The sequence below is a fragment of the Microbacterium cremeum genome (genome assembly GCF_015277855.1).
In the GTDB taxonomy this organism is placed as follows: domain Bacteria; phylum Actinomycetota; class Actinomycetes; order Actinomycetales; family Microbacteriaceae; genus Microbacterium; species Microbacterium cremeum.
The window spans coordinates 158,552-182,589 of the sequence record NZ_CP063812.1 but is presented as its reverse complement, the minus strand read 5'-3'; the positions used below and the strand labels follow the sequence as shown (position 1 = coordinate 182,589).

Below are 24,038 nucleotides of genomic sequence, written 5' to 3'. Positions count from 1 at the left end.
GATGCCGGTGCGCGGCGTCCGCTCAGTGGTTGCGCAGCATCGAGATGAGCTCGGACTTGTTCTTGCTCGAGTATCCCGTGAGGCCGAGTTCCTTCGCGCGTTTGCGCAGCTCGGGCACGGTGCGGTCGTCGTAGTCCTTGGCGCTGCCGCCGCGGCTGCCGACCTTCTTGCGCCCCTGGCTCGCGGCCGCGTTCGAGATGCGCGCCGCCTTCTCTTTGGAAGCCCCGTCCTCTCGCAGCTCTTCGTACAGCTCGCGGTCCTTGAGATTCGACCCGCGTCCCTTGGGCATGCGCTGCTCCTTCCGTCGTCGTCCGCGTTCACGGACGTCATCGATCCCGCTCTGCCGTCACAGTCCCTTGCCTCCGGTCACTGGGAGGATGGCGCCGGACGTGTACGACGCCTCCTCGCCGGCGAGGTACACGTAGGCTCCGGCGAGCTCGGCAGGCTGTCCGGCACGGCCGATCGGGGTGTCCTGGCCGAACGACTCGAGCCGGTCGGCGTCCCAGCCGGTCCCCGGGATGAGCGGTGTCCAGATGGGTCCGGGCGCGACGCCGTTCACCCGGATGCCCTTCGGCCCGAGCTCCTGCGCGAGCGCCTTCACGAACGCCACCTGCGCCGCCTTCGTCATCGCGTAGTCGAGGAGACCCGGCGACGGGTTGAACGCCTGGATCGACGTCGTCACGATGATCGAGGCACCGGGGTTCAGGTGCGGGACCGCCGCCCGCGCGGTGAACAGCTGTGCGTACAGGTTCGTGCGGAAGACGCGGTCGAGCTCCGCCGTCTCGAGCCGGTCGATGCCGTCGCGGTCCTTCTGGTAGGCCGCGTTCAGCACCAGGATGTCGAGTCCGCCGAGTTCGGCCACGGTGCGCTCCACGATCTCGGCGCAGAACGCCTCTTCGCGCAGATCGCCGGCCAGCGGCAGCGACCTGACGCCCGCCTCGCTCACCCAGCGGACGGTCTCGTCCGCGTCTTCCTGCTCCTCCGGCATGTGCGTGAGCGCGACGTCGGCGCCCTCGCGGGCGAACGCGATCGCCACCGCGCGGCCGATGCCGGAATCGCCGCCGGTGATCAGCGCACGGCGCTCGCTCAGCCGCAGCGAACCCTGGTAGGTGCGTTCGCCGTGGTCCGGTGTCGGCCGCATCTCGTCGGTGAGGCCGGGCTGGTCCTGCTCCTGCGAGGGGAACCCGCCGGCGTGGTGCTTGTCGGTCGGATCGGTCGGCGCGGATGTGCTCATGCCGCGACGCTACGGCGGCGGGACAGGCCGATCACGGGGCTTGACACGGCGGCGGGGCGCGATTATCCACCGCTCCGGCAGAAAGCGGGCCTCGCGCAGCTATCACCGCCGCGGGAAGCGCGTCAAGCCCCTACGACCGCACCCCCGCTGGTGCCACTCTCGGAATGTGCCCACGAGGCACCCGATGCGCTCCCGTGCATCGACGACACAGAAGGAGTGACTCCTATGAACCTCGCCCTGATCATCATCATCGTCGTCGCGATCATCCTTGCGATCGTCGGCGGCCTCAACTCGGCGCTGAGCTGGCTGCTGTGGGTCGCGCTCATCGTCGGAGTCATCGCGCTCATCGCGTTCCTCTTCCGGGTCATCAGCGGCAGTCGCAACACCTGACGACACGCCGCCTGCCGGAGAGCACGGATGCCGCGACCCGACCGGGTCGCGGCATCCGTGGCTCTAGAGGTTCGCCTCTGCGTACACGCGCAGCGCGTCGCGCACGAACTCGGCACCGGCGGTGCCGCCCTGGCTCGTCGCGTAGTTCGCGCCGAAGCGCGGGTCGGCCACGTACATCTCGCCGAGGCCGATGACGTAGCCCTTGACGTCGCCGCCGGGGGCGGCGGCGGGTGTGCCGGGCACGCCCGTGAGCCACTCGACATGGCGCTTGGCCAGCGCCTGCGCCTCGTCGCTGTCGGGGGCGACGCCCGCCTCGGCGGCCGCGATCCAATCGCGACCGAGGTCGGACACCCGCTGCTGCCACGCGGCCTTCTCGTCGGCGCTCATCGAGCGCCACCAGCGGTCGCTGTCGGCGTAGGCCTTCGTGCCCCAGCGCTGCTCGACCTCCTCCCTGTACTGGGTGTGGTCGAAACCGTCGAACATGTTCTCTGCCATCAGTTCTTCACCTCCTCTCAGTGCCGTGATGGTGTTCTCGACCGACGCGATCTGGCGCGCCAGCCGCTCCTGCTCCTGCCGCAGCCACACCAGGTGGGTCTCGAGCGCGCGGGCTTCGGATGATCTCGACGTGCCCCGCTCCCGGCCATTCGAGCCGGCGGGCTCGCGGTCGAGCGCCTCTGCGATCTGGGGCAGGCCGAGACCGAGCTCGCGCAGCAGCAGGATGCGCTGCAGACGCACGAGCGCCGCCCGGTCGTAGTAGCGGTAGCCGTTGTGACCGATGCTCGACGGTGCGAGCAGGCCGATGTCGTCGTAGTGGCGAAGCGTCCGGCTGGTGGTGCCGGCGAGCTTGGCGATGTGCTGGATCGACCATTCGCGATCGTGGTCCATGACGCCTCCTCTCGTGTCGTTCGCGTCGCGTGCTCCACGCTAGAGGTTGACGTCGCGTCAAGGTCAAGCTCAGTTTTGTCTCAGCAGTGGCGCACTCGCGATATATCGTGTTACCCTCTCTATACGCGATATATCGCGAATCGACCCTCGCAAGACAACGGGAGAACCAAGCCATGACCCTGGAGAAGTGGATCATCCACCCGGGCGAGACACGCGTCATCGACATCGAGGATGTGCGCTCGCTCAAGATCGGCCTCGTCGGAGGCCAGATCGACGTCATCGCCCACGACGAGCCCGGCGCGCGCATCGAGGTGCACGGCGTCACCATCAAGGACCTGCGCATCGAGGTGACCGGCGACACGGTCGAGATCGACCACCCGCAGCTGCGCTGGGACAACTTCCTCGAGGTGTTCCGCAACTTCGGCGCCGGCGGTCCCAAGGCCGAGATCAGCGTCGCAGTACCGCGCTCGGTGGCACTGAACCTCGGCGTCGTCAGCGCGAGCGCGCTCGTGTCGGGCCTGCGCAACGACGCCCGCCTCAACACGGTCTCGGGCGACATCATCGTCGACGGCCTCGCCGGCGACCTCACGGTCAACGCCGTCTCGGGCGACGTGCAGGTGCGCGAACTGGTCGGCGCACTGAGCGCCAACAGCGTCTCGGGCGACGTCGCGGCCACCGGCACTCTGCGCAAGGCCACGATCGACACCGTGTCGGGCGCCATGCTCGTCGACTCGATCGGCGACATCGCGTCGGTGAACCTCAACACCGTGAGCGGCAACGCGACGGTGCGCCTCGACAAGGGGTACCCGGCGAACTACGCCGTCCGCAGTGTGAGCGGCCGCGTGCTCGTCGACGGCGCCGTCCGCTCGGGCACCGGGGCCGGCCCGCTCACCAACTTCACCGGGTCGACCGGCGAGCTCAGCGGCAGCTTCGCCGACGTGCGCGCCAACAGCGTGTCGGGCGACGTGACCGTGCTCCGCCGCGCCGAAGGCACCTCGGATGCCTCGGCCCACACCGCGACGGCCGCCTCCGCCGCAACCGGTGTCGATGAGCCGGCACCCGCTGACGCGGCCGCCGGCGTCGACGAAGAGGAGTGGTGAGCATGACCCCCGTCTTCTCTCACGGCGATCTGCGCCTCTACCTGCTGAACCTGCTCGATGAGGGGCCCCGCCACGGCTACGACATCATGCAGGCCCTGTCGGACCGCACCGGCGGCACGTACACGCCGAGCGCGGGCACGATCTACCCGCGCCTGGCGAAGCTCGAAGAGGAAGGCCTCGTGACCAAGAGCGTCGAGGGCCGCAAGACGATCTACTCGATCACTGCGGCCGGCCACGCCGAGGTGCAGGCCCGGGCCGGCGAGCTCGAGGGCATCGAGGCGGGCCTGGCGGACTCGGTGCGACTCATCGCCGACGAGGTGCGCGGCAGCGTGCGCGAGGCGATGAAGAGCCTCCGCGCAGACCTCGCCGCCGCGTCACGCGAGGAGCGTGCCTCGGCGCCGCACGAGCCTCGTGCCGACGATCCCCGCGTGCTCGCCCGCGAGCAGCTGCAGCGCGCCGACGCCGCGGTGAACGAGTTCCGCGCCCGTGTGCGCAGCGACCTCCGCACGCACGTCGCCCGCGGCGGCGATCTCGCCGTCTCGATCGTCGATGAGCTCGCCTCGGAGCTGGACCGCATCGCCCGCGACATCACCCGCCACATCCGCGGCTGACCGCGTTTCGGCGGCGTCCGACCGCGAGAGTGCAGCTGACGGCCGAGAGGTAGGGCGGTTCCCGCTCCCTCGGCCGTCAGTTGCACTCTCGCGGTCGGGGGGAGCGGGGCCGTCGGGACGAGGGGCCGGCGCGCGGGATCAGCCGGGCCAGATCTCCTCGTCGTCGGGCACGGGCTCGCCCAGCGGAACGATCAGGATGGGGCGGTGCTGCCGATGCGCGAGCCGCGCACCGACCGAGCCCGTGAAGAACTCGCGGATCGACTCCCCGATCCCGCGCTTGCGCGTGCCCACCACGAGCAGCCGCGCATCGATCTGGTCCGCGAAGTGCTTGATCGCCATCGCCGGATCACCGACGAGCTGGCGCAGGCTCCACTCGAGCCCGGAGTCCGTAAGAGCGGCGGCCGCGGCATCCTGCACCTGCGTCAGTTCGTTCTCGCCCGACGCGATGTTCATGTCGATCGGAGCGGAGTGGACGTACCCGTCGGGGTCTTCGTACGTGACGAAGCGCGTGACATCGACATGCACCACAGCCAGCGGCGCCTGGAAGAGCTTGGCGTAGCGAACGGCCTCTTTGAGCACCCGCGGCGGCTGGCCGGGGATGACGCACGCGACCACTGCGCCGTGCAGTTTGCGGTCGTCTTCTCTGTCGTTCCCCGTCTCGGATGCCTCGTCGGCCATATGTTCCCGCTCCTCCCGCATCGGCTGCCCGGAGCCGCCGGTGTACGGGGCCCCGTGTTATCCTGAATGCTACTCTTACCGGTTCGAAGCCGGATTCGTGAATGCCCGGGTTTGCAGCGGCTGAGAGCCCGCAGATAGCCCGCGACTCTACTATGAGGGGGTCTCGCATGGGGCGTGGCCGTCAGAAGGCGAAGCACACCAAGATCGCCCGTGAGCTGAAGTACGACACGTACAACGTGAACTACTCTGCGCTCGAGCGCGAGCTCGGTCACCAGTCGAACGACGAGTACATCGACAAGTGGGCCGACGAGTACAACGACGAGGATGAGGACGAGACGTCAGCCGTCTCGTCCTCGCAAGCCTGACCCCTACCCCGCGGTCGCCGCTGGGTCGTGGCGACGCTGCGACTCGCTCTGGGCTTGTGTGCGCGCTGCCGCGCGCCGCGCGCGTCGCGCACGCCACCAGGTCCAGAATCGCTCCAGCATGCGCTTGAGCCATGCCGCCGTGCGGCGCGCCCAGTGGAACTCCGTGCCGAGCACGGCGAGGCCCAGGAACACGACGAGCCATCCGGGTCCGGGTAGTGGCACGAGCAGCAGCCCGACGATCGCGAGCGTCCCGCCGACCACGCCGACCCCGGTGCGGTAGGCGGCCTTCAGTCGCGGGTGCCGGTCGATCCACGCGCGCGTGCGGCGCAGCATCCGTCGAATCGGACGATTCGGCCGCTCGGCGGCGGCGATGTCGGCACGGACCGTGGTCTCGAGGGTGTCGGGCGACGTCATGAGGGCGACGCTAACACGATATATCGCGAACCTGCTGGGAATCCGGGATGCCTCACCAGGCGCCGTGCCGGCGCTCCCAGTCGTGCTCGACCGTGTGCGGGCGCGCAGCCACGACGCCCGCGGGAATGGCCGCCGCGACGACGCAGGCGAGCACGATGAGCGGACCCGTCCACGAGCCGGTCGCGTCGTGGAGCAGTCCGATGCCGATCGGGAACAGCGCGACGATCGCATAGCCCCCGCTCTGCACGAACCCGCTGAGCGCGACGGAGCCTTCGTGCGTGCGGGACCGGAGGCCGAGGAGCACCAGCACCAGCGGGAACAGCAGCGGCGCGAGACCGAACAGCGCGACCCACAGCCACGTCGCCACCGTCGGCACGAACAGCATGCCCGCGATGCCCACCAACCCGGCGACGACCGCGACGCCGAAGAGCACGCGGGTGGCGTTCCAGCGCGTCACGAGCAGCGGGACGAGCAGCGAGCACGGCAGTCCCATCGCCGCGAAGAGTCCGAGCAGGGCTCCGGCTGCCGCCGGGGTGACGCCCGCGATGTCGACGAGGATCGTGGGCAGCCACGCGAACGACACGTACGCCATCACCCCCGATACGGCGAAGCCCACCAGGAGCGCCCAGGCGAGGGGAATCCGCCACATGCGGCCCAGCGCACGCGGGGTCGCCGGCACGATGTCGTCGTCGGCAGCGTCGCTCACGGCGCGGTCGTGGGATGCCCTGCGCACCGCGAGCTGGATCCATGGGATCATCGCCACGAGCGAGAAGACCGCCCACAGCCCGAGCGACGAGCGCCAATGCGTGGCATCGGCCACCGGGACCGCGATGAGGGGCGGCAGGAAGGTCGACACCGCCATCGTGGTCGAGTAGATCGTGGTCAGCAGCCCGATGCGGTCGGGGAAGTAGCGCTTGACGAGCGGCGGCACCAGGATGTTGCCGGTGCCCACCGCCGCGAACACGAGCGCTGTGCCCGCGAGCAGGAGGCCGGAACTCGGTGCGAGGCTGCGTGCGATGAGCCCGGTCGTCACGACGGCCATCGCGACGACGGCGAGACGCTCGAGGCCGAACCGCCGCTCGAGCGAGGGCGTGAGCAGCCCGAAGATCGCGAAGCACACCGGGGGCGCGGTGCCGATCAGTCCGATCACGGCGGCCGGCAGCGCGAAATCCGCCCCGATGTGATCGAACAGCGGCGACAGCGAGGCGACCGCCGACCGCAGCGAGAACGCGAACAGCACGATGCCGACGACGGCGAGGGTCCTGCCCTGCCAGAGCGGGCGGGCAGGGGTCGACATCACCCACCAAGCCTAGGGCGCCCGTGACTCCTCAGGGTCGGCGCGGCCCCGCCCGCTCGCGGCTTTACCCGAACGCCCCGGGCGGGCTGTCCCCCCGCACTCGCGGGGCGCAACACGCGGAATCGCCGACGCCATCCCGCGTGTCGTGACACCCGAACCTCCCCCACCCCACCGTCCCCCCGCCCTCCCGGGCGCACCTGAAGCTCCCCCACACGACCGGCCCCCGCACTCGCGGGGCGCAACACGCGGAATCGCCGACGCCATCCCGCGTGTCGTGACACCCGAACCTCCCCCACCCCACCGGCCCCCACGCTCGCGGGCGCACCCGAACGCCCTGGGCACACCGTCCGCCGCACTCGCGGGGCGCAACACGCGGAATCGCCGACGCCATCCCGCGTGTCGTGCCACCCGAACGCGCAGTCCCGACCGACGCGACACCGCCACGCCCCCGCTACACCCCGCCCACGCCCACGCCTACGGGCCGGGCGGTCGTGCGTCGGCGGATGCCGGCGGCGCGGCCGTGCCTGGAGCCCTGCGAGACCTCCGGCGGGCGCGGATCGCGTCCACCGCGCGCCGCACGAGGTGCGCGAGCCCGTGGTTGAGGCCTGCGAGGGCCATCACCAGGGCGAACGCGAGGCCCACCAGCAGACCGATCACCGCGCCGACGATCACCGGGAGCAGGAGCATCCACATGAAGAACTCCACGGGATGGTCGCCCAGCATGCCGCCAGGCTACCGGCGGCGGCGTCAGCTCTCCTGCGAGCCTTCGACCCAGGCGAGGTACTCCTCGGTCACCGTGCCGGTGATGTACCGGCCGTCGAAGCAGCTCATGTCGAGGTCCTCGAGGTCGGAGCCCTCGAGGATCGCCGCCTTGAGGTCCTCGACCTCCTGGTACACGACGAAGTCGGCGCCGAGCTCCTGCGCGATCTCGGGGATCGTGCGGCCGTGGGCGACGAGCTCGTGGCGCGACGGCATGTTGATGCCGTACACGTGCGGGTAACGCACGGGCGGCGCAGCCGAGGCGAACGTGACGGTCTTGGCCCCGGCATCCCTCGCCATCTGGATGATCTCTTTCGACGTCGTGCCACGCACGATCGAGTCGTCGATGAGCAGCACGTTCTTGCCCTTGAACTCGCTCGACATCGCGTTGAGCTTCTGGCGCACGCTCTTCTTGCGCACCGCCTGGCCCGGCATGATGAACGTGCGGCCGACGTAGCGGTTCTTGTAGAAGCCCTCGCGGTATTCGACGCCGAGCTTGCGGGCCACCTGCATCGCGGCGGGGCGGGACGAGTCGGGGATCGGCATGACGACATCGATCGCCTCGCGCGGCGTGTGCTTGGCGATCGTGTCGGCGAGGCGCTCGCCCATGCGCAGGCGCGCCTCGTACACCGCGATGCCGTTCATCACCGAGTCGGGACGGGCGAGGTACACGTACTCGAACGAGCAGGGTACGAGCTGGGGGTTCGCGGCGCACTGCTTCGTGTGCAGCCTGCCCTCGAGGTCGATGAACACGGCCTCGCCGGGGTCGACGTCGCGCACGATCTCGAACTCGCCGTTCTCGAGCACGAGCGATTCGCTCGTCACGACCCACTCGTAGTGCCCGTCGTCGTGCTTGCGCGTGCCGAGGATCAGGGGACGGATGCCGAACGGGTCGCGGAACGCCAGAAGGCCGTAACCGGCGATCAGCGCGATCGCCGCGTACGAGCCCTCGACGCGCTCGTGCACGCGGGTCACCGCCTGGAACACCTGCTCGGGGTCGAGCTCGAGGCCCGAGATCGAGGCCTGCAGCTCGTTGGCGAGGACGTTCACCAGCAGCTCGGTGTCGGAGGACGTGTTGAGGTGGCGGCGGTCCTTGTGGAAGAGCTCGGCGGTGAGCTCCCTCGTGTTCGTGAGGTTGCCGTTGTGCACGAGGACGATGCCGTACGGCGCATTCACGTAGAACGGCTGCGCCTCCTCCTCGTTCGTCGCGGTGCCCTTGGTGGCGTAGCGCACGTGGCCGAGCCCGATCTCGCCGAGCAGCGCGCGCATGTCCCGCGTGCGGAACGCCTCGCGCACCTGACCCCGGGTCTTGTGCATGTGCACGGTGCCGCTGCGCTCGGCGGTCGAGATCCCGGTCGAGTCCTGGCCCCGGTGCTGGAGCAGGAGGAGGGAGTCGTAGATCTCCTGGTTGACGGGGCCGCGCCCCACCATCCCGACGATTCCGCACATGGGTGTTGCTCGCTCCTGCTGTTGGGGTACTCCGGCTCAGCGAGCCGGGTGTTCTGCGTACGTCTGGTGGTCTGCGTAGGCACCGACGAGACGCACCGCGCCGCCGTCGACGCCCTTGGCGCCCTGCTCCCAGTGCTCGCCGCCGGGACGGTCGCCGCCGCGGACGACGCCGACCTGCCAGGTCGCGATGCCGGCGCCTTCGAGGGCGGATGCCGCGGCCTCCGCCTTCTCGGCGGCCACGACGGCGAGGAATCCGATGCCGAGGTTCCAGGTGCCTTCGGTCGACTCGAGGTCGAGGCCGCCGAGATCGGCGAGCACGCGGAACACGGTGGGCGGTGACCACGTCGACCTGTCGACCTCGACCCACGTGCTCTGCGGGAGGACGCGGGCGAGGTTGGCGGCGATGCCGCCGCCGGTGACGTGGCTGAGGGCGTGCACCGCGTCGCCCGTCTCGGCGATGAGACGCAGCAGCGGCTGGGTGTAGAGGCGCGTCGGCTCGAGGAGGGCCTCGCCCCATGTCGTGCCGAAGTCGGCGGCGTTGTCGCCGTACTGGATGCCGGCTCCCGCGACGATGTGGCGCACGAGCGAGTAGCCGTTGGAGTGCAGTCCCGAGCTCGCGAGCGCGAGCACGACGTCCCCGTCGCGCACCCGCTCGGCCCCGAGGATGCGGGAGGCCTCGACGACGCCGGTCGCAGCTCCCGCGACGTCGTAGTCGTTGATGCCGAGGAGGCCGGGGTGCTCGGCGGTCTCGCCGCCCACGAGCGCCGTGCCGGTCTCGGCGCAGCCGGCGGCGATGCCGCGGACGATGTCGGCGATGCGCTCGGGGAAGACTTTGCCGCACGCGATGTAGTCGGTCATGAACAGCGGCCTGGCGCCCACCACGACGATGTCGTCGACGACCATGCCGACGAGGTCCTGCCCGATGGTGTCGTGCTTGTCGATGGCCTGCGCGATCGCGACCTTCGTGCCGACGCCGTCGGTGCTCGTCGCCAGCAGCGGCTTGTCGTAGGCCTTGAAGGCCGACGCGTCGAAGAGCCCCGCGAATCCGCCGACGCCGCCGAGCACCTCGGGACCGTGAGTGCGGCGCACGGCCGACTTCATCAGCTCGACGGCGAGGTCGCCGGCGGCCGTGTCGACGCCGGCGGCCGCGTACGGGTTCACGGGCGGGGCGGGGGCATCGCGTTCGGAGGAGGCCACGGATACCAGCCTACCGGCGGCTCACCGGCCCGGACGCCGGGTGACGGATGCCTCGGCCCGGGCTCGGAACGAGCCTCCGGCGCGGGACTGCGAGCCGATCAACGGTTGCTAGCGATAATCGATTATAGTAGCGTCGCGACCGTCCCCCTCCGTCCGCGTGCACAGACGCGCGACGGGAATCGCCCATCAGGCCGCGATGTCGCGGCCGACGAGAAAGGTCGGAACGCTCGCAATGAAGCGAATACTCGCCACACTGATGGCTGTCGCCCTGCTGTCGATCGGAGTCCCCGTCGCAGCCCACGCCGCCCCTCTCGCCGAGACGGCGCTGTACGTCTCGCCGAGCGGATCCGACAGCGGCTCGGGCACGCTCGAAGATCCCCTCCTCACACTGGAAGGCGCCCGCGACGCCATCCGCGAGCTCGGAGGAGCCGGCGCGCTGCCCGCTGGCGGCGTCACCGTGTACCTGCGTGAGGGGACGTACCCGCGGACGTCGTCCTTCGAGCTCGGCGCCCAGGACTCCGGCACGGCCGACTCGCCCATCACCTATCGCTCCTATCCCGGCGAGACGGCGCGGCTGAGCGGCGGGGTGGAGCTCGAGCGGTCCGGTTTCGCGCCGGTCACCGACGACGCGATGCTCTCTCGCATCATCGACGACTCGGCCCACGGGCGCGTGCTCCAGTTCGACCTCGCCGCCCACGGCATCACCGACTACGGCGCCGTGAGTCGCCACGGCTACTGGAAGGCCAACGACGTCAGCGACGTGCCTCCCATGCAGCTCTATGTCGCCGGCGAGGGAATGACCCTCGCACGCTGGCCCAACAACGGGACGGTGCAGATGGGCGAGATCATCGATGTCGGACCCACCGTGAAGGACGCCGACCTCCAGGAGCGCGGCGGCACGTTCAGCTACGCCTACGACCGCCCCCAGTACTGGACCGAGGCGGAGGACGTGTGGCTCGACGGCATCTTCGGGTACAGCTGGGAGTGGTCGTACAACCGCATCGAGTCGATCGACACCGCCGCGAAGACCATCACGCTGGCGTACGGCGAGATGTCGGGCCTCATGAAGACGTGGTTCGAGGACTTCCACTTCGCCGAGAACCTGCTCGAGGAGCTCGATGCCCCGGCCGAGTACTACATCGACCGCGAGAGCGGCATCCTCTACTTCCTGCCGAATGCCGCGTTCGAGACGACGGAGGCGCCGGTCACCGTCACCATGCTCGACGAGCCGATGATCCGCACCGACGGCGCATCGCACGTCCTCTTCGACGAACTCGTCCTGGAGTACGGGCGCGCCACGGCAGCCGTCATCCTGGGCGGATCCAACGTGCAGATCGCGCACAGCGACATCCAGAACTTCACCGACGGGGGCGTGTACATCAACTCCCCCGGCCGCTACACCTATGACGGAATCCCTGTGAACCGGGGCGGCGTGGATCACGCCGTGGTGTCATCTCATCTTCGGCACATCGGCGGTGTGGGAGTCGTGCTGCAGGGTGGAGACAAGGACACGCTCGCCCGCGGCGACAACCGGGCCGAGAACTCCCACATCCACGATTTCGCGTACTACCACAAGGCCTACAACCCGGGTGTGATGCTCGACGGGGTCGGGAACATCGCGCGCGGCAATGAGATCCACGATGCGCCGCACCCGGGTCTCATCGTGCACGGCAACGATCATCTGATCGAGTACAACGAGATCTACGACATCTGCAAGACGTTCCAGGACCTCGGCGCGATCTACATGAATGCCGGAGCGACGCCGCAGCAACGGGGCACGGAGATCAGCCGCAACTACTTCCACGACACCGGCATCGGCCGCCTCGGCGTCGAAGGGATCTATCCCGACAACCTCACGATGGGACTCACCATCGAGGAGAACGTCTTCTACCGGATGGGCAACGACGCGATCAAGAACGGTTCGGGAGACCGCATCGACGCGCGCAACAACGTCTTCGTCGACACGCACATCCCGTACGACAACTACGAGATGTGGATGGGAGACCAGCCCGGCAACAAGGTCGACACCGACTACATGCCGAAATGGATCGAGCTGTTCGAGGCGAACAACGGCTTCGTCGACACGCCCTACGGCGAGAGGTACCCCGAGCTGCTCACGTTCTTCGACGAGAACCACTACTACCCCGAGAACAACCACTTCGAGCGGAACGTGGTGTGGAACCCGGGGCTCTCGCGCGCCGGCGACGTCAACGAGCACGGTGCCCGCGATGTGCACGGCCTCCTGAACTACGCCGACAACTGGGTGGCCGATCAGGATCCCGGCTTCGTCGACTGGCGCGCCGGCGACTTCCGGTTCGCCGAGGACGCGGCGGTGTTCGATCGCATCCCGGGCTTCACCGCCGTGCCGTTCGACCAGATGGGCACGCAGGGCGTCATCGGCCACCCGATCACCCCCGCGCACATCGCGGTGGACGCCGTCCATCTGCCCTCGGAGCAGCTCGTCGTGGAGCTCGGCGACACGGTCTCGTTCGCGGCGGAGGTCGTGCCGTGGAACGCGTCCAACGCCGCCGTCACCTACGCGAGCAGCGATCCCGCTGTGGCGTCTGTGGACGCCGCCGGCCAGATCACGGCACTCGCGCCCGGCCAAGCGGTGGTGACCGCGACATCGGTTGCAGACGCCGCGATCACCGACGAGGCGACGGTCGTGGTGCTCGACGGTGACGGCGTGCTGCACTTCACCGACTTCGAGTCGGGCGGCAACGGCTGGCCGGTCGACGGGAACCGCTCGATCGTCAAGGACGCCGACGGTGACCACTGGTACCACATCCTGGGAGGGGCCAACGGTCAACTGCCACGCGACTTCGGCGAATACGTCCTCGAGTTCGAGGTGCGCACACCTGCCGAGGTGCCGGAGGGCGGCGTGTTGCTCGTCTATGACCGCAGCGGCGCCACGCCCGGTGGCTATGTGCGCTACCAGCACCTGGCGACAGGTCCGAAGTGGACGATCTACGACTCGGCATGGGCGACCGTCGAAGAGGTCGTGCTCCCCGCCGCCTCGGGCTTCACGCCCGACACCGTCTACGGCATCCGCATGGTCGTCAGCCGCTCCGGCATCCAGGTGAGCGTCGACGGCGAGGTGGTGATCGAGGGCACCAACCCGGCACCGGATGCCGCGGGCAAGGTGGGCTTCTACGTCGAGAAGTTCGCGTATCTCGACGTGGACGACGTCACGATCTCGCTGGTGCCGGTGGACGTCTCGGGCATCTCACTGTCGCCCGGTGAGCTGCTACTCGCCACCGGTGAGCGGGGCGTGATCGCCGCGACGGTGACTCCGGCCGAGGCGAGCAACGCGGGGGTGGACTGGTCGACGAGCGATCCCGGAGTGGCGACGGTCGGCACCGACGGCACCGTCCGCGGCGTCGCGGCCGGAACCGCGACGATCACCGCGACGTCACAGGCGGATCCAGGCATCAGCGCCGCTGCGACGGTCCAGGTGCAGGACGTGGACTACCCGGTGATCGAGCTCGGCGACCAGCTCTCCGACGCGGCGAACTGGACCGGTTCGGGGGCGGTCGACTTCGAGGAGGGGACGATCGGCATCAGTGGCGAGGGTGTCGTCGGATACAGCGGCGAGACATTCGGTGACGGACTGCTGCGCTTCTCGTCCGAAGTGGACGGATTCGACGGCGGCTGGTTCGGCTTCGCGGTGCGCTCCGATCGTGCGGGGGACCCCGCGTGGGTCGGCGGGAACAAGGGGTACCTCGTCGTCATCAAGGAGGACGTGATCGAGGTGCAGAGCTGGAAGCCGGGCCAGACGATGATGGACGTGATTCCCAACACCGCGGTGCTGGCCGGCACCGAGCACACGATCGAGTTCGGCGCCGTGGCCGCCGCCGAAGCGGCTCCGGCGGCCGCGGCGGCGGCGGCAGCGGGCACGCAGGTGGCGCTGCGCGTCGATGGGCGCACCATCTGGAGTGCAGTGGACATGGATGCCGCGAGCCCCATCGCCGACGCCGGGTACTTGAACGTCTACCACTATGCCGAGCAGAACGCGCTGCGCCTGAAGCCCGCGGCGGCGGAGGAGCCGGTCGTCACCGGCATCGCTGCAGGCGCCGGCGAGTTCAAGGAGGTCTACCGCGTGGGCGACGAGCTCGACGTCAGTGGGATGACGCTCGCGGTGAGCTGGAGCGACGACTCCACGTCCGAGGTCCCGGTGACGCCGGCGATGGTGAGCGGTTTCGATTCCACCGCGCCGGCGGAGCGTCAGGAGCTGGTCGTGACGTATGCCGGCTTCACGGCGACGTTCGTGATCGCCGTGATCCCGGCCGCCGACCCCGGTGAGGACCCCGGCGCCGGTCCCGCGCCCGGTGACGGCGCCTCCGGCGACGGGTCCGGCGATCTCGCGAGCACCGGCGGCGGCGGCGCGTGGGCGATCGCGGCGATGCTCGCGGCCGGGCTTCTGATCGCAGGAGCCGTGTTCGCCGTCACCGGCGCACGCCGACGGCGCGTCGGATCAGCGCACCCGGTTCGCGACTGAACCACAATCGGGGTGGAGCCCATCGCGATGGGCTCCACCCCGGTCCCCTCACCCGATCACCTCCGGAAGGAACGGCATGACCGCCGCCACCCGATACGTCTTCTACGGCGACTCCATCACCGACGCCGGCCGCGACCGCGCGGACGACTCCTCGCTGGGCGACGGCTACGTGTCGCTCCTCGACGCGCGGCTGCGTCAGCGGGACGAGGCGGCGACCGTCCGCAATCTCGGTATCAGCGGGAACCGCGCCAAAGACCTGGAGGCGCGGATCGCCGACGACCTGGTCCCCGCGGGGGCAGATGTGCTGACCGTGTTCGTCGGGATCAACGACACCTGGCGACGGTTCGACTCCGCCGATCCCACCGACGACGTCGAGTTCGAGCGCTCGTACCGCGCCGTGCTGGACGCCGTACCGGCTCGCACCGTGCTCATCGAGCCGTTCCTGCTGCCGGTCCGTGGCGAACAGGAGACGTGGCTCGAGGACCTCGCCGGGAAGCGGGCGGTCGTGAGGCGGCTCGCGGACGAGTACGGGGCGGTGTTCGTCCCGCTGCACTCGCACCTCACGGCGGTGGCGTCGAGCCACTCCGGCGGCCCGGCGGCTCTGGCTCCCGACGGGGTGCACCCCACGCCTCTCGGCGCAGCGACCATCGCCGACGCGTGGACCGCTGCTGTCGGCATCCATTAACGATTGTCGATTATCGGGTAATCTGATGCCCATGACTGACGCCCTGAGCTCGATGAAGGGCCTCCAGCACGGCCTTCTGTCCGACCAGATCTACTCCCTCATCAAGACGATGATCAAGGACACGAGCCTGGCTCCCGGTGAGCAGCTGGTCGAATCCCAGCTCGCCCGCCAGCTGCAGGTGAGTCAGGCGCCCGTGCGCGACGCGCTGAAGCGACTCGCGCACGAAGGGCTGGTGACGCACGTGCGGCACCAGGGCAACTTCGTCGCGCAGTACACCGACGAGGAGGCGGAGCAGGCCAAGGTGGCACGCGCCGCACTCGAGGAGCTGGCCGGCCGGCTCGCCTGCGGACGACTCGACGATGCGACGACGCAGCGCCTCACCGACCTGATCGGCGAGATGCGCGAGGCAGCCGGCGCCCGGGAGCTGGGGAAGTTCCGCGAGCTCGACTTCGTCTTCCACCGCACGGTCATCGAAGCGAGCGGCAACGCCTACCTCCCGCGGATGTGGGACATCATCGAACCCAGCCTGCGATCGATGCACGTCCTGGGGGACCCCGAGTTCCCCGGCGACTGGACACTCGTCGCAGAGTGGCACCGCGGGCTGCTGGATGTGCTCCTCGCCGGCGACGAGACCGCCGCGGGAGAGCTGTTCCGCGCTCACGCGGCGGGTACGCTCCTCGGCGACGACGGCGACGCGCTCACCGCGCGCCGGGACTGAGCTCGATGCGATAGAGCCGCTCGGCGGTACGACGCCAGAGGCTCCGCGTGTCGGCGGCCGACAGCCCCGGCAGCGCGGCCGCCGTGCGCTCGACCACCTCGGCATAGCCGAGGGACCGCGCCGAGATCGGCCAGTCGCTCCCGAACAGCAGACGGTCCGGACCCAGGGCGTCCACCGCAGCGCCGACGACCTCTCTGAGCGCTGCGGCGTCGCGCCCGGCGACGACGCCCGAGAGCTTGGCTGCGACGTTCGGCACGCGCGCCAGTCGGGACAGGTCCCGCCGCCATGCACTGTCGGGCTGGGCGCTGCCGAGCCCCAGGTGGCAGACGACGACCGCGAGACTCGGATGCCGGCGCGCGAGCTCTGCGGTCGCTCCGAGTTGCTCCGGACGCACCAGCAGTTCGAGCACGCGGGACGAATGCGCGAGCCTCGCCGCCAGCCGATCGAGCCACCGGACATCCGAGAGGTCGGCCGCGCCCGACGGTGTCGACACACGGATGCCGCCGACGCGCGGCATCCGTGTGTCGGTCGCTTCGAGGGCGTCCTGCATGACGCCGGCCCATCTGCCTTTCGCGGCCTCGTACTGCAGCACCGCGACCGACCCCACCCCGACCCGTGTGGTCTCGTCGAGCAGCCACCGCGCCTCGCCGAGCGTGTCCCCCGCCTGAACCGTCACGGCCGTGGCGGGTGCCACGTCGCCCGCGGCGGCCGCGAAGTCGGCCGCGGTCGCGCTGCGCGCGAGACCGAGTTCGTCGCGGAACCATGACAGGTGCACGACGCCGGTGTCCCACAGGTGCACGTGGGCGTCGACGATACCCACGTCAGAGGAGGCCAAGGGGCTCCAGCTCGTGCCACAGCGCGTCGGGTATCGGCGTATCGAACCCGTCGTGGAAGGCGGCCACCTCGGCCTCGGTGCGAGCACCGATGACGACGGCGTCGACCGCCGGCTCTCGCAGCGGCCACCGGGTGGCCGCGTCGGAGAGCCGCACGCCGTGCCGCTCGCAGGCGGCCTCCAGTTCGAGAGCTCGCGCGACGACGGCCGGCTCGGCCGGTCGGTAGTCGAAGTAGGGCGCGCCCCGCGGATCGACGAGGATCCCGGAGTTGTACACGCCGGCCGCCACGAGACCCACACCGCGCTGCCGCGCCGCAGGAACCAGGGCGCCTCGAGCCGAACGGTCGAGGAGGGTGAGCCGCCCCGCCGGCATCACGACGTCGATGGGCGCCTCGCACACGTATCGATGCAGCGGTTTGGTGTGCACCATGCCGACCCCGACGGCACGCACGACGCCTTCGTCTCGCAGCTCGATCAGTGCCGGCAGTGCTCCGGCGAGCGCCTCGTCCACGTCCGCGGGGTCATGCAGGTAGAGCAGGTCGACTCTGTCGGTGTCGAGCCGCCGAAGGCTTCCCTCGAGACTGCGCAGCACGCCGTCCCTGCTGAGATCGCCGACGGTGTCGGCACCCGTCCCGCCTGCCGGGACGGTCCTGCCGTCGGTGTCGACGATGCGCCGGCCGATCTTGGTGGCGATGGACACGGTGTCGCGGTCCACGCCCGCCAGAGCGCGCCCCAATCGGACCTCGCTCACCCCGGCGCCGTAGTGGGGTGCGGTGTCGAAGAAGCGGATGCCGCGTCCGTAGGCCTCCTCGACCGTGGCTTCGGCCGCCCGTTCCGACACGGGCGCGTACAGGTTGCCGATCGGGGCGCATCCCAGTCCGAGAGAGGGATGCGCGCCTTCCGGCGTCAGCGGTCGGATCGTTTCGCGGAGCGCCACGCCTCATACTCCTCGCGTGTGTCGGGGGTCAGGGGGTAGTAGTCGCTCAGACGCGCGCCGGAGTCGAGCCGCTCGCGGCTGAAGACCTCCCACTGCTCGTGGTCCTGGGCCGCCGAGACGACCTCTCCCGCCATCGAGCGCGGGACCACTACCGGTCCGTCGTCGTCCGCGACCACGAGGTCGCCGGGCATGCACAGCGCGCCCCCCACGGCCACGGGCACGTCGTAGGCCCACGGGAAGAGCTCGGACTGCGACGCGTAGTGGGGCGTCGTGCCCGTCGACCAGACCGGGATGCCGAGCTCGCGGATGCGGCCCGAGTCGCGGATGCGTCCGTCGACGATGATGCCGGCCCCGCCCTTGCGTGCGAAGTAGCGTGCGAGGATGTCGCCGATGCACCCCGAGAACCGGCTCCCGTAGGCCTGGATCACGAGCACGTCTCCCGGCTGCACCGTCTCGAGCACCGCCCACAGGGCGGTGTGACGCTCGACGTACTCCTGCCCGAGGCCGGACGCGACGTCTTCTCGCTGCGGCATGAACTGCAGCGTGAGCGCCGAACCGACCACGCGCTGCCCCGGCGTCAGGGGACGCGGCCCTTCGACGAACGACCGCGAGATGCCGAGCCCGTGCAGCTTCGCGCACGCGGTCGCCGACGACACCCGCTCGAGCCCGCGGATCTCTTCCGCGGTGGCGCGCTCGAACGCGTCACCACGGACGGGAAGTGTGAAGGCAGGGCGCTCGAGCGCGGCAGTGGTCGGGGGCATGGGTGCTCCTTGTTCGGCAGGGGAGGGTGTCGGGGTGAGATCGACGGTCATCGGAAGGCTCCGTCGTAGGCGCCGACGGCGGGGCGATGCGCGGGGCGCGCCGTCGCCGCCGTCGTCCGGAGTGTCAGTCGCGCGCGGTGCGACGGCTCGAGGTCGACCAGCACGGCTCCGTCGTCGGCGGCACCGACGGACTCGCCGAACGGCGTTCCCGGGGTGTCGGCGTACGCGGTCGACGGGCCGGGGTGGATGCCGCCGCGTTCGCCCGCCGTCTGGATGCCGGTGAGGCGTCGTTCACCGAACCGCGACGCGCTGACGAGGACGCGCCGACGTCGCGTCATCGACAGGTTGACGAGTTCGAGGTCGATGCGGTCGTCCTCGAGGGCGGTCACGAGCGCCGCGACATCGGCGGGAAGCCCCGGCCGGTCGCGATCGGCGTCGCGATACGACACCGCCGAGAACGGCAGGCCGCCGTTGTAGAGCACCTGCGGGGTTCCCGTGATCAGCTGGCTCAGCACTTCGGTGACGACCGGGTTGACACGCTGCCAGAAGTGCAGATGGACGGTGGCGAGGTCGGGATGCTCCGACTCCATGATCGCGACGCGCCGCGCCACCTGACCGAGCGCCATCGACAGCGCGCGCTCGGGGTAGCCGGGGAGCGCACCGGCGAGGTACTCGAGCCACGGCGCCTCGTGCCCCGCCTCGGTCTTGTCGCGGAAGGGCATGACCGGTTCGGGGGTCGCCGGATGACCGGCGCGCACGCGGTCGAGGCGATCGCGGTCGGAGGAATCCCGCGTCCACCACCAGAGCCATGTGGGCAGATCCAGCTGCAGCGGCCCGAAGTCGAACCAGCCGTCACGGCCGTAGCGGTACGGGACGAGGGTCATCGGCTCAGCCGCCGCACTCCCCAGACGCGCGCGCCAGCCGCCGCTCAGACTGAACGTCCTGCTCAGGGGCGCGGTGACGGCGTTGTCGAGCGCCGTGTCGAGCACCGCGCGGATCATGTCGAGCGGCGCGTCGTCGCCGGTCACCAGCGACGCGTTGATCCCACCGATCAGCGTGCCCATGCCGACCGAGTGCAGACCGTGCGGCCACGCCCAGCCGTAATGGCCGCCGTACCACCGCCCGTCGTGAAGCCCGCCGGGGCGACCGTCCGGGGCGACGTTGTCGGGAACGAGGCCGCCGTTCGCGGACGCGCGTTCGCGCCAGCCGTCGACGTAGCGTGCGACCCAGTCAGCGGACCGCTCGTCGCCGTCGTAGAGCCAGCGGTTCACGACCAGGCTCGTCGCCGCGAGATTCACCGGCACGTCTCCCACGGCGAGGGCCTGCATCGCCTGGCCCATCGCGTCGGCGTTCGCCGCGTCGGCCAGGTCGTCCCACGCCTCGATGCCGGGCAGGTGGTGCAGCGGGAGCCCGTACGCTCGCATCTCGTGCTGGGCGGCCGAGTATGCCTGCCATTGGTCGCCGAGCCCGACCAGCGGCCCACGGGCGCCGGTGTGCGGCGCGGCGATGATGTTGCGATGCGCGTCGTAGTTGCGGTGGGCGGGGTCGGTGTACAGCTCGGCGAACCGCCGCGCCCGCTCCGCGAACCGCTCGTCGGCGGGGTCGGCGGCGCACAGCCCGTAGAAGAAGAGCAGCGATTCGCCCTGGTGGAACCAGTCGTAGCCGTTCTCGTACTCATCGGTGAGCATGCCCGCCTCGGACAGCTGCGCCGTGATCCCCTCCCAGTGCCGCTTGGACGCTGCGAGGATCTCGTCGCTTCCGCCGAGCGCATAGAACGCGGGCCAGTTGAAGAACGCCTCGTAGAAGTCGTCGACGCCGTCTCGGGAGTCGAACTCGCCGTGGAACCGGAGCCGGCCGTCCTCCTCGGCGTAGAGCTCCGAGAACCGGCGCCACGCCGACTCGATCTCGTCGAAGAGCCGCCGTTCGAGCACGGCCCAGGCCGGGAAGTCCCGAAGCGGTGTGGTGTGGATGCGCGGATTCATGTCAGCCCTTCGTCGCTCCGGCGACGAGGCCGCCGATGATGTGTCGCTGCATCACGATGAAGAAGATGATCGCGGGCGCCACCGCCAGCAGCAGCGTGGGGAACACCGTCGTGTAGCTGGTCTGGAACTCGCCCACGGCGGCGTAGACGCCGGTCGTCACGGTGTAGATCCCGGAGCTCGGTCCGAGGATGATCTGCGGACTGACGAAGTCGTTCCAGACGCTGATCGAGTTGAGCACGACGATCGTCGCGACCACCGGCTTCATGATCGGGAAGATGCACGACCAGAACGCCCGCACGCGGCCGGCGCCGTCCAGCGCGGCGGCCTCGTCGATGTCTCGCGGCACCGTGCGCAGATACGCCGCGAACAGGAAGATCGTCACGGGAAGCGTCGCCGCCGTCTCGAACAGGATGAATCCCGGGATGGTGTTGATGAGGCCGAGGAGCCGGAGCACGAAGACCACGGGGATCAGCGTGACCTGCCCCGGGATGAACAGGCCCGACACGAACACCAGCAGCAGGCCGATGTGCCACTTCGACCGACCGCGCGCGATGACGTAGGCGACGGGTGCCGACAGCGCGATGCCGAAGACGTTGACGAGCGCGACGAACAGGAGGGTGATGCCGTACGCGCCGATGACGTTGAACTTCTCGCTGGTGACGGCATCCGCGAGGTACTCGAGGGTGAACATCTCGGGAGTGATCGCGAGAGGCTGCCGGATGATGGCTTCCTGCGGCTTGAACGCGCTGATCAGCATGATGTACAGCGGCACGAGCATGATGAGGGCGCCGGCCCCGAGCAGGGTCCATTTGGCGACGGCGCCCATCGCCGTGACGCGGGACGGGCGGGGGCGCTGCCGTCGCCGGCGGCTCGATCTCGTGGCCGGCATCTCTGCGAGGAGCATCTCGGCGGCAGGAGCGGGAGTGGCTTGCGCGGTCGTGGTCGTCATCAGTCGGTCACCTTCTTCTCCGAGCCCCTCCGGGCGAGCGTGACGCCGAGCCCCAGCACGGCGGTGACGATCAGCAGGATCACGGACTGCGCGGCGCCGAGGCCCAGCTGAGCCGTCGAGAACGATCCCTTGAGCACCTGATAGACGATGGTCTGGGTCGACCCCGCGGGTCCGCCGTCGGTCAGCGCCAGGACGATGTCGTAGACCTTGAGCAGCCCGACCAGGGTGAGCACGAGGTTCACCGTCACCACGGGCGCGATGAGCGGCAGCGTGACGTTGCGGAACTGTTGCCAGCGCGACGCGCCGTCCACCGTGGCGGCCTCGTAGTACTCGACGGGCACGGATTTGATCCCGGCGATGTAGAGGATCATGTTGAAGCCGAAGCTCGACCACACGATGGTGCCGATCACTGCCGCCTTCGCCCAGCCGGCGTCGGTCAGGAAGGGCAGCGCCGCGACTCCGAACTGGTTCAGGAAGCCGTTGACGACGCCGGTGGGCGCGAGCATCGCGGACCACAGGAACCCGATGATGAGCGAGCTGATGATGTACGGGTAGAAGAAGATCGTGCGCATCGCCGTGTTGGCGCGACCCGGGCGGGCGATCAGCACCGCGACGAGCAGCCCGAGGCTGTTGCAGAGAGCGGTGCCGACGACCGCGATGACGGCGGTGAAGACGGCGGCGTCGACCGTGCGGGGATTGCGGAACGCGTACTGGTAGTTCTCGAGCCCGACGAAGTCGAGGTCGAGCGAGTACCCGTTCCAGTCGGTGAAGCTGAGCACGAACGCGAGGATCATCGGCACGATGAACATCGCCGTGAACACCAGCAGTGCCGGGCCGCCCATGATCAGGCCGGGAAGCCGGTCGCGCCACACCCGCAGCGAGCGTCGGCGGCCGCTCTCCGGCGGGGTGCCGCGCACGTGGGTCGCGGTGTCAGCCGTCATGGGTGGACCTCCGTCGGGTCGGTCCGGCCGGGTGCGGCGCTCGGTGGCGCCGCTCCCGGCCGGGTGGTCGTTCGGATCAGCGGATGTTGGCTGTGAACCACTCGTCCATGGCCTGGAGCACCTCGGCCGCGGAAGCGCCGCCGATGAGCGCCTGCGTCTGCGCGTTGATCTCCGTCGAGTAGCCGGTGGGCAGCTTGCGCTCACCGTAGCCCTCACCCGTCGGGGTGTAGTCGCTCGCGGGGGTCGCCGCGACGATCGCAAGGAGCTCCTGGCCCAGCTCGGTCATCTCGTACTCGTAGCCGTCCCGGAAGTTGCCGTCCACCTCGAGCTGGTTCTGGACGGCGGCGTCATCGGTCGTGAGGTACTCCAGCAGGTCGGCCGCGGCATCCTGGTGCTTCGAGGCCTTCATGATGACGTACGGGCTCGCGATGTTGGCGCCCATCGCCGGATTGTCGACTCCCTCGGCCGCCGGTGCGCGGAAGACGCCGATCTCAGCGGCGTCAGGGGTCTTCGCCTCCGTTCCGGCGAACCAGCTCCCCATCGGGTAGATGGCGGCGCCGCCGGCGAGGAAGTTCTGTTCGGCGTCGGGGTACTTCACCCCGAGCGCATCCTGCGGGATGTAACCTGCCGCGACCCAGTCCGCGTACCGCTCGACGGCGTCGCCATAGGTCTCGCTGAAGGTCAGCTCACCGGAGCTCATCTCGGCGAACCAGTCGGGGTACTCGGCGATGACCGTGGGAAGGCCGACGGCCTGCAGCGCGTGGCTCGACATCCAGTCGCCACCGGTCTGGATCGGAAGCCACCCCGCGTCCTTCAGCTTCGCCAGCGCGTCGTCCAGCTCGTCGAGCGTCGTGGGAACCGACTCGATGCCCGCCTCCTCGAACGCCGTCTTGTTGTAGAACATGAGGCTCTGCAGCTGCACCCCGATGCCGGCCATGTACTGCTTGCCGTCGATCGAGTACTGGTCGGCGAGCGGCCCCTCGACCGCCCACTCGTACCCGGACAGGTCGACGAGCTCGGGCGCGAGCTCGGGCGACGGCGGGATGCTCTGCACGACGTCGGGCACGTCGCCGGAGGCGAGCAGGCGCGGGACGGCAGCGGCCACGCCTTCGGCGCCGGGGTTCTGGATGACGACGTCGACGCCCGGGTTCGCTTCTTCGAACGGCTTTACGAGTTCGTTCCACCATTCCTCGGTGAGGTTGGGGGTGACATTGACCAGCATGCGGAGCTGGATGTCGTCCCCGCTTTCACCCGAGGCTCCGCTTGCGGCGCAGCCGGTGAAGGCGAGGGCGGCGGCAGACAGGACTGCGACCGCGGGTAGGCGTCTGTTGATCATCATCGATCCTCTCGTGAGTG

23 protein-coding genes are annotated in these 24,038 nt (G+C 69.8%); 7 read left to right on the top strand and 16 right to left on the bottom strand.

What is annotated here, in order from left to right; all coding sequences use genetic code 11:
- Window positions 1-22 precede the first annotated feature (22 nt).
- Together IM778_RS00815 and IM778_RS00810 are read right to left on the bottom strand one after the other, a co-directional pair.
- Window positions 23-289 carry a DUF7218 family protein gene (locus IM778_RS00815; protein WP_194410217.1) on the bottom strand — a complete coding sequence of 89 codons (267 nt, stop codon included), beginning with the start codon at window positions 287-289 and terminating at the stop codon, window positions 23-25.
- Window positions 290-346: 57 nt separating this feature from the next.
- Window positions 347-1,234, bottom strand: coding sequence for an SDR family oxidoreductase (locus IM778_RS00810; RefSeq protein ID WP_194410216.1), 888 nt, complete (start codon window positions 1,232-1,234; stop codon window positions 347-349).
- A 225-nt stretch (window positions 1,235-1,459) separates the two neighbouring features.
- On the opposite strand from IM778_RS00810, the gene IM778_RS00805 reads away from it, so the two are divergent.
- Window positions 1,460-1,624, top strand: a complete 165-nt coding sequence (locus IM778_RS00805) for a hypothetical protein (protein WP_164861705.1) — start codon at window positions 1,460-1,462, stop codon at window positions 1,622-1,624.
- Window positions 1,625-1,687: 63 nt separating this feature from the next.
- Here the strand turns inward: IM778_RS00805 and IM778_RS00800 are convergent, their stop codons facing one another.
- Window positions 1,688-2,509, bottom strand: a complete 822-nt coding sequence (locus IM778_RS00800; protein ID WP_194410215.1) for a MerR family transcriptional regulator — start codon at window positions 2,507-2,509, stop codon at window positions 1,688-1,690.
- A 173-nt stretch (window positions 2,510-2,682) separates the two neighbouring features.
- On the opposite strand from IM778_RS00800, the gene IM778_RS00795 reads away from it, so the two are divergent.
- Both IM778_RS00795 and IM778_RS00790 read left to right on the top strand, forming a co-directional pair.
- Complete coding sequence (locus IM778_RS00795) at window positions 2,683-3,609, top strand: DUF4097 family beta strand repeat-containing protein (protein ID WP_194410214.1); 927 nt, start codon at window positions 2,683-2,685, stop codon at window positions 3,607-3,609.
- 2 nt (window positions 3,610-3,611) lie between these two features.
- The gene (locus IM778_RS00790) at window positions 3,612-4,220 is read left to right on the top strand and encodes a PadR family transcriptional regulator (RefSeq protein WP_194410213.1); all 609 of its coding nucleotides are present in this window, start codon (window positions 3,612-3,614) and stop codon (window positions 4,218-4,220) included.
- Between the two features lie 138 nt (window positions 4,221-4,358).
- Here the strand turns inward: IM778_RS00790 and IM778_RS00785 are convergent, their stop codons facing one another.
- Window positions 4,359-4,898, bottom strand: a complete 540-nt coding sequence (locus IM778_RS00785; RefSeq protein WP_194410212.1) for a universal stress protein — start codon at window positions 4,896-4,898, stop codon at window positions 4,359-4,361.
- A 167-nt stretch (window positions 4,899-5,065) separates the two neighbouring features.
- Here IM778_RS00785 and IM778_RS00780 point away from each other — a divergent pair, with 167 nt between their 5' ends.
- Window positions 5,066-5,263, top strand: coding sequence for a DUF3073 domain-containing protein (locus IM778_RS00780; protein ID WP_194410211.1), 198 nt, complete (start codon window positions 5,066-5,068; stop codon window positions 5,261-5,263).
- 3 nt (window positions 5,264-5,266) lie between these two features.
- Here the strand turns inward: IM778_RS00780 and IM778_RS00775 are convergent, their stop codons facing one another.
- The 5 genes from IM778_RS00775 to purM all read right to left on the bottom strand — a co-directional run bounded on the left by IM778_RS00775 (window position 5,267) and on the right by purM (window position 10,379).
- Window positions 5,267-5,677 (bottom strand): TIGR02611 family protein, encoded by a 411-nt coding sequence (locus IM778_RS00775; protein WP_194410210.1) that lies wholly within the window; start codon window positions 5,675-5,677, stop codon window positions 5,267-5,269.
- Between the two features lie 52 nt (window positions 5,678-5,729).
- The gene (locus tag IM778_RS00770; protein WP_194411659.1) at window positions 5,730-6,974 is read right to left on the bottom strand and encodes an MFS transporter; all 1,245 of its coding nucleotides are present in this window, start codon (window positions 6,972-6,974) and stop codon (window positions 5,730-5,732) included.
- A gap of 474 nt (window positions 6,975-7,448) precedes the next feature.
- Window positions 7,449-7,697, bottom strand: a complete 249-nt coding sequence (locus tag IM778_RS00765) for a hypothetical protein (protein WP_194410209.1) — start codon at window positions 7,695-7,697, stop codon at window positions 7,449-7,451.
- 24 nt (window positions 7,698-7,721) lie between these two features.
- A complete protein-coding gene (purF, locus tag IM778_RS00760) occupies window positions 7,722-9,182 on the bottom strand; it encodes an amidophosphoribosyltransferase (RefSeq protein ID WP_194410208.1) in 1,461 nt (486 codons plus the stop codon).
- A 36-nt stretch (window positions 9,183-9,218) separates the two neighbouring features.
- Complete coding sequence (purM, locus tag IM778_RS00755; RefSeq protein ID WP_228484669.1) at window positions 9,219-10,379, bottom strand: phosphoribosylformylglycinamidine cyclo-ligase; 1,161 nt, start codon at window positions 10,377-10,379, stop codon at window positions 9,219-9,221.
- 256 nt (window positions 10,380-10,635) lie between these two features.
- On the opposite strand from purM, the gene IM778_RS00750 reads away from it, so the two are divergent.
- From IM778_RS00750 to IM778_RS00740, 3 genes are all read left to right on the top strand, one after another.
- Entirely contained in the window at window positions 10,636-14,877 is a 4,242-nt protein-coding gene (locus IM778_RS00750; RefSeq protein ID WP_228484668.1) for an Ig-like domain-containing protein, read from the top strand.
- A 76-nt stretch (window positions 14,878-14,953) separates the two neighbouring features.
- Window positions 14,954-15,562, top strand: coding sequence for an SGNH/GDSL hydrolase family protein (locus IM778_RS00745; protein WP_194410207.1), 609 nt, complete (start codon window positions 14,954-14,956; stop codon window positions 15,560-15,562).
- Between the two features lie 31 nt (window positions 15,563-15,593).
- Window positions 15,594-16,280 (top strand): GntR family transcriptional regulator, encoded by a 687-nt coding sequence (locus IM778_RS00740; RefSeq protein WP_194410206.1) that lies wholly within the window; start codon window positions 15,594-15,596, stop codon window positions 16,278-16,280.
- Here IM778_RS00740 and IM778_RS00735 read toward each other — a convergent pair.
- The 7 genes from IM778_RS00735 to IM778_RS00705 form a co-directional block, all read right to left on the bottom strand.
- Window positions 16,261-17,100: an amidohydrolase family protein gene (locus tag IM778_RS00735; RefSeq protein WP_194410205.1), complete on the bottom strand. Its 840-nt coding sequence runs from the start codon at window positions 17,098-17,100 to the stop codon at window positions 16,261-16,263. The genes IM778_RS00740 and IM778_RS00735 overlap by 20 nt on opposite strands.
- A gap of 1 nt (window position 17,101) precedes the next feature.
- Window positions 17,102-18,049, bottom strand: coding sequence for an aldo/keto reductase (locus tag IM778_RS00730; protein ID WP_194410204.1), 948 nt, complete (start codon window positions 18,047-18,049; stop codon window positions 17,102-17,104).
- Window positions 18,019-18,810, bottom strand: a complete 792-nt coding sequence (locus IM778_RS00725) for an RraA family protein (RefSeq protein WP_194410203.1) — start codon at window positions 18,808-18,810, stop codon at window positions 18,019-18,021. Before IM778_RS00725 ends, IM778_RS00730 begins: the two co-directional genes overlap by 31 nt.
- A gap of 47 nt (window positions 18,811-18,857) precedes the next feature.
- Window positions 18,858-20,792 (bottom strand): DUF8034 domain-containing protein, encoded by a 1,935-nt coding sequence (locus IM778_RS00720; RefSeq protein WP_194410202.1) that lies wholly within the window; start codon window positions 20,790-20,792, stop codon window positions 18,858-18,860.
- A 1-nt stretch (window position 20,793) separates the two neighbouring features.
- Window positions 20,794-21,741, bottom strand: coding sequence for a carbohydrate ABC transporter permease (locus IM778_RS00715; protein ID WP_194410201.1), 948 nt, complete (start codon window positions 21,739-21,741; stop codon window positions 20,794-20,796).
- On the bottom strand, window positions 21,741-22,682 hold the full coding sequence (locus IM778_RS00710; protein ID WP_194410200.1) for a carbohydrate ABC transporter permease: 942 nt from the start codon (window positions 22,680-22,682) through the stop codon (window positions 21,741-21,743). The genes IM778_RS00715 and IM778_RS00710 overlap by 1 nt, the downstream gene beginning before the upstream one ends.
- A 76-nt stretch (window positions 22,683-22,758) precedes the next feature.
- Window positions 22,759-24,018, bottom strand: a complete 1,260-nt coding sequence (locus IM778_RS00705; protein WP_228484667.1) for an ABC transporter substrate-binding protein — start codon at window positions 24,016-24,018, stop codon at window positions 22,759-22,761.
- Between the last annotated feature and the right edge of the window lie 20 nt (window positions 24,019-24,038).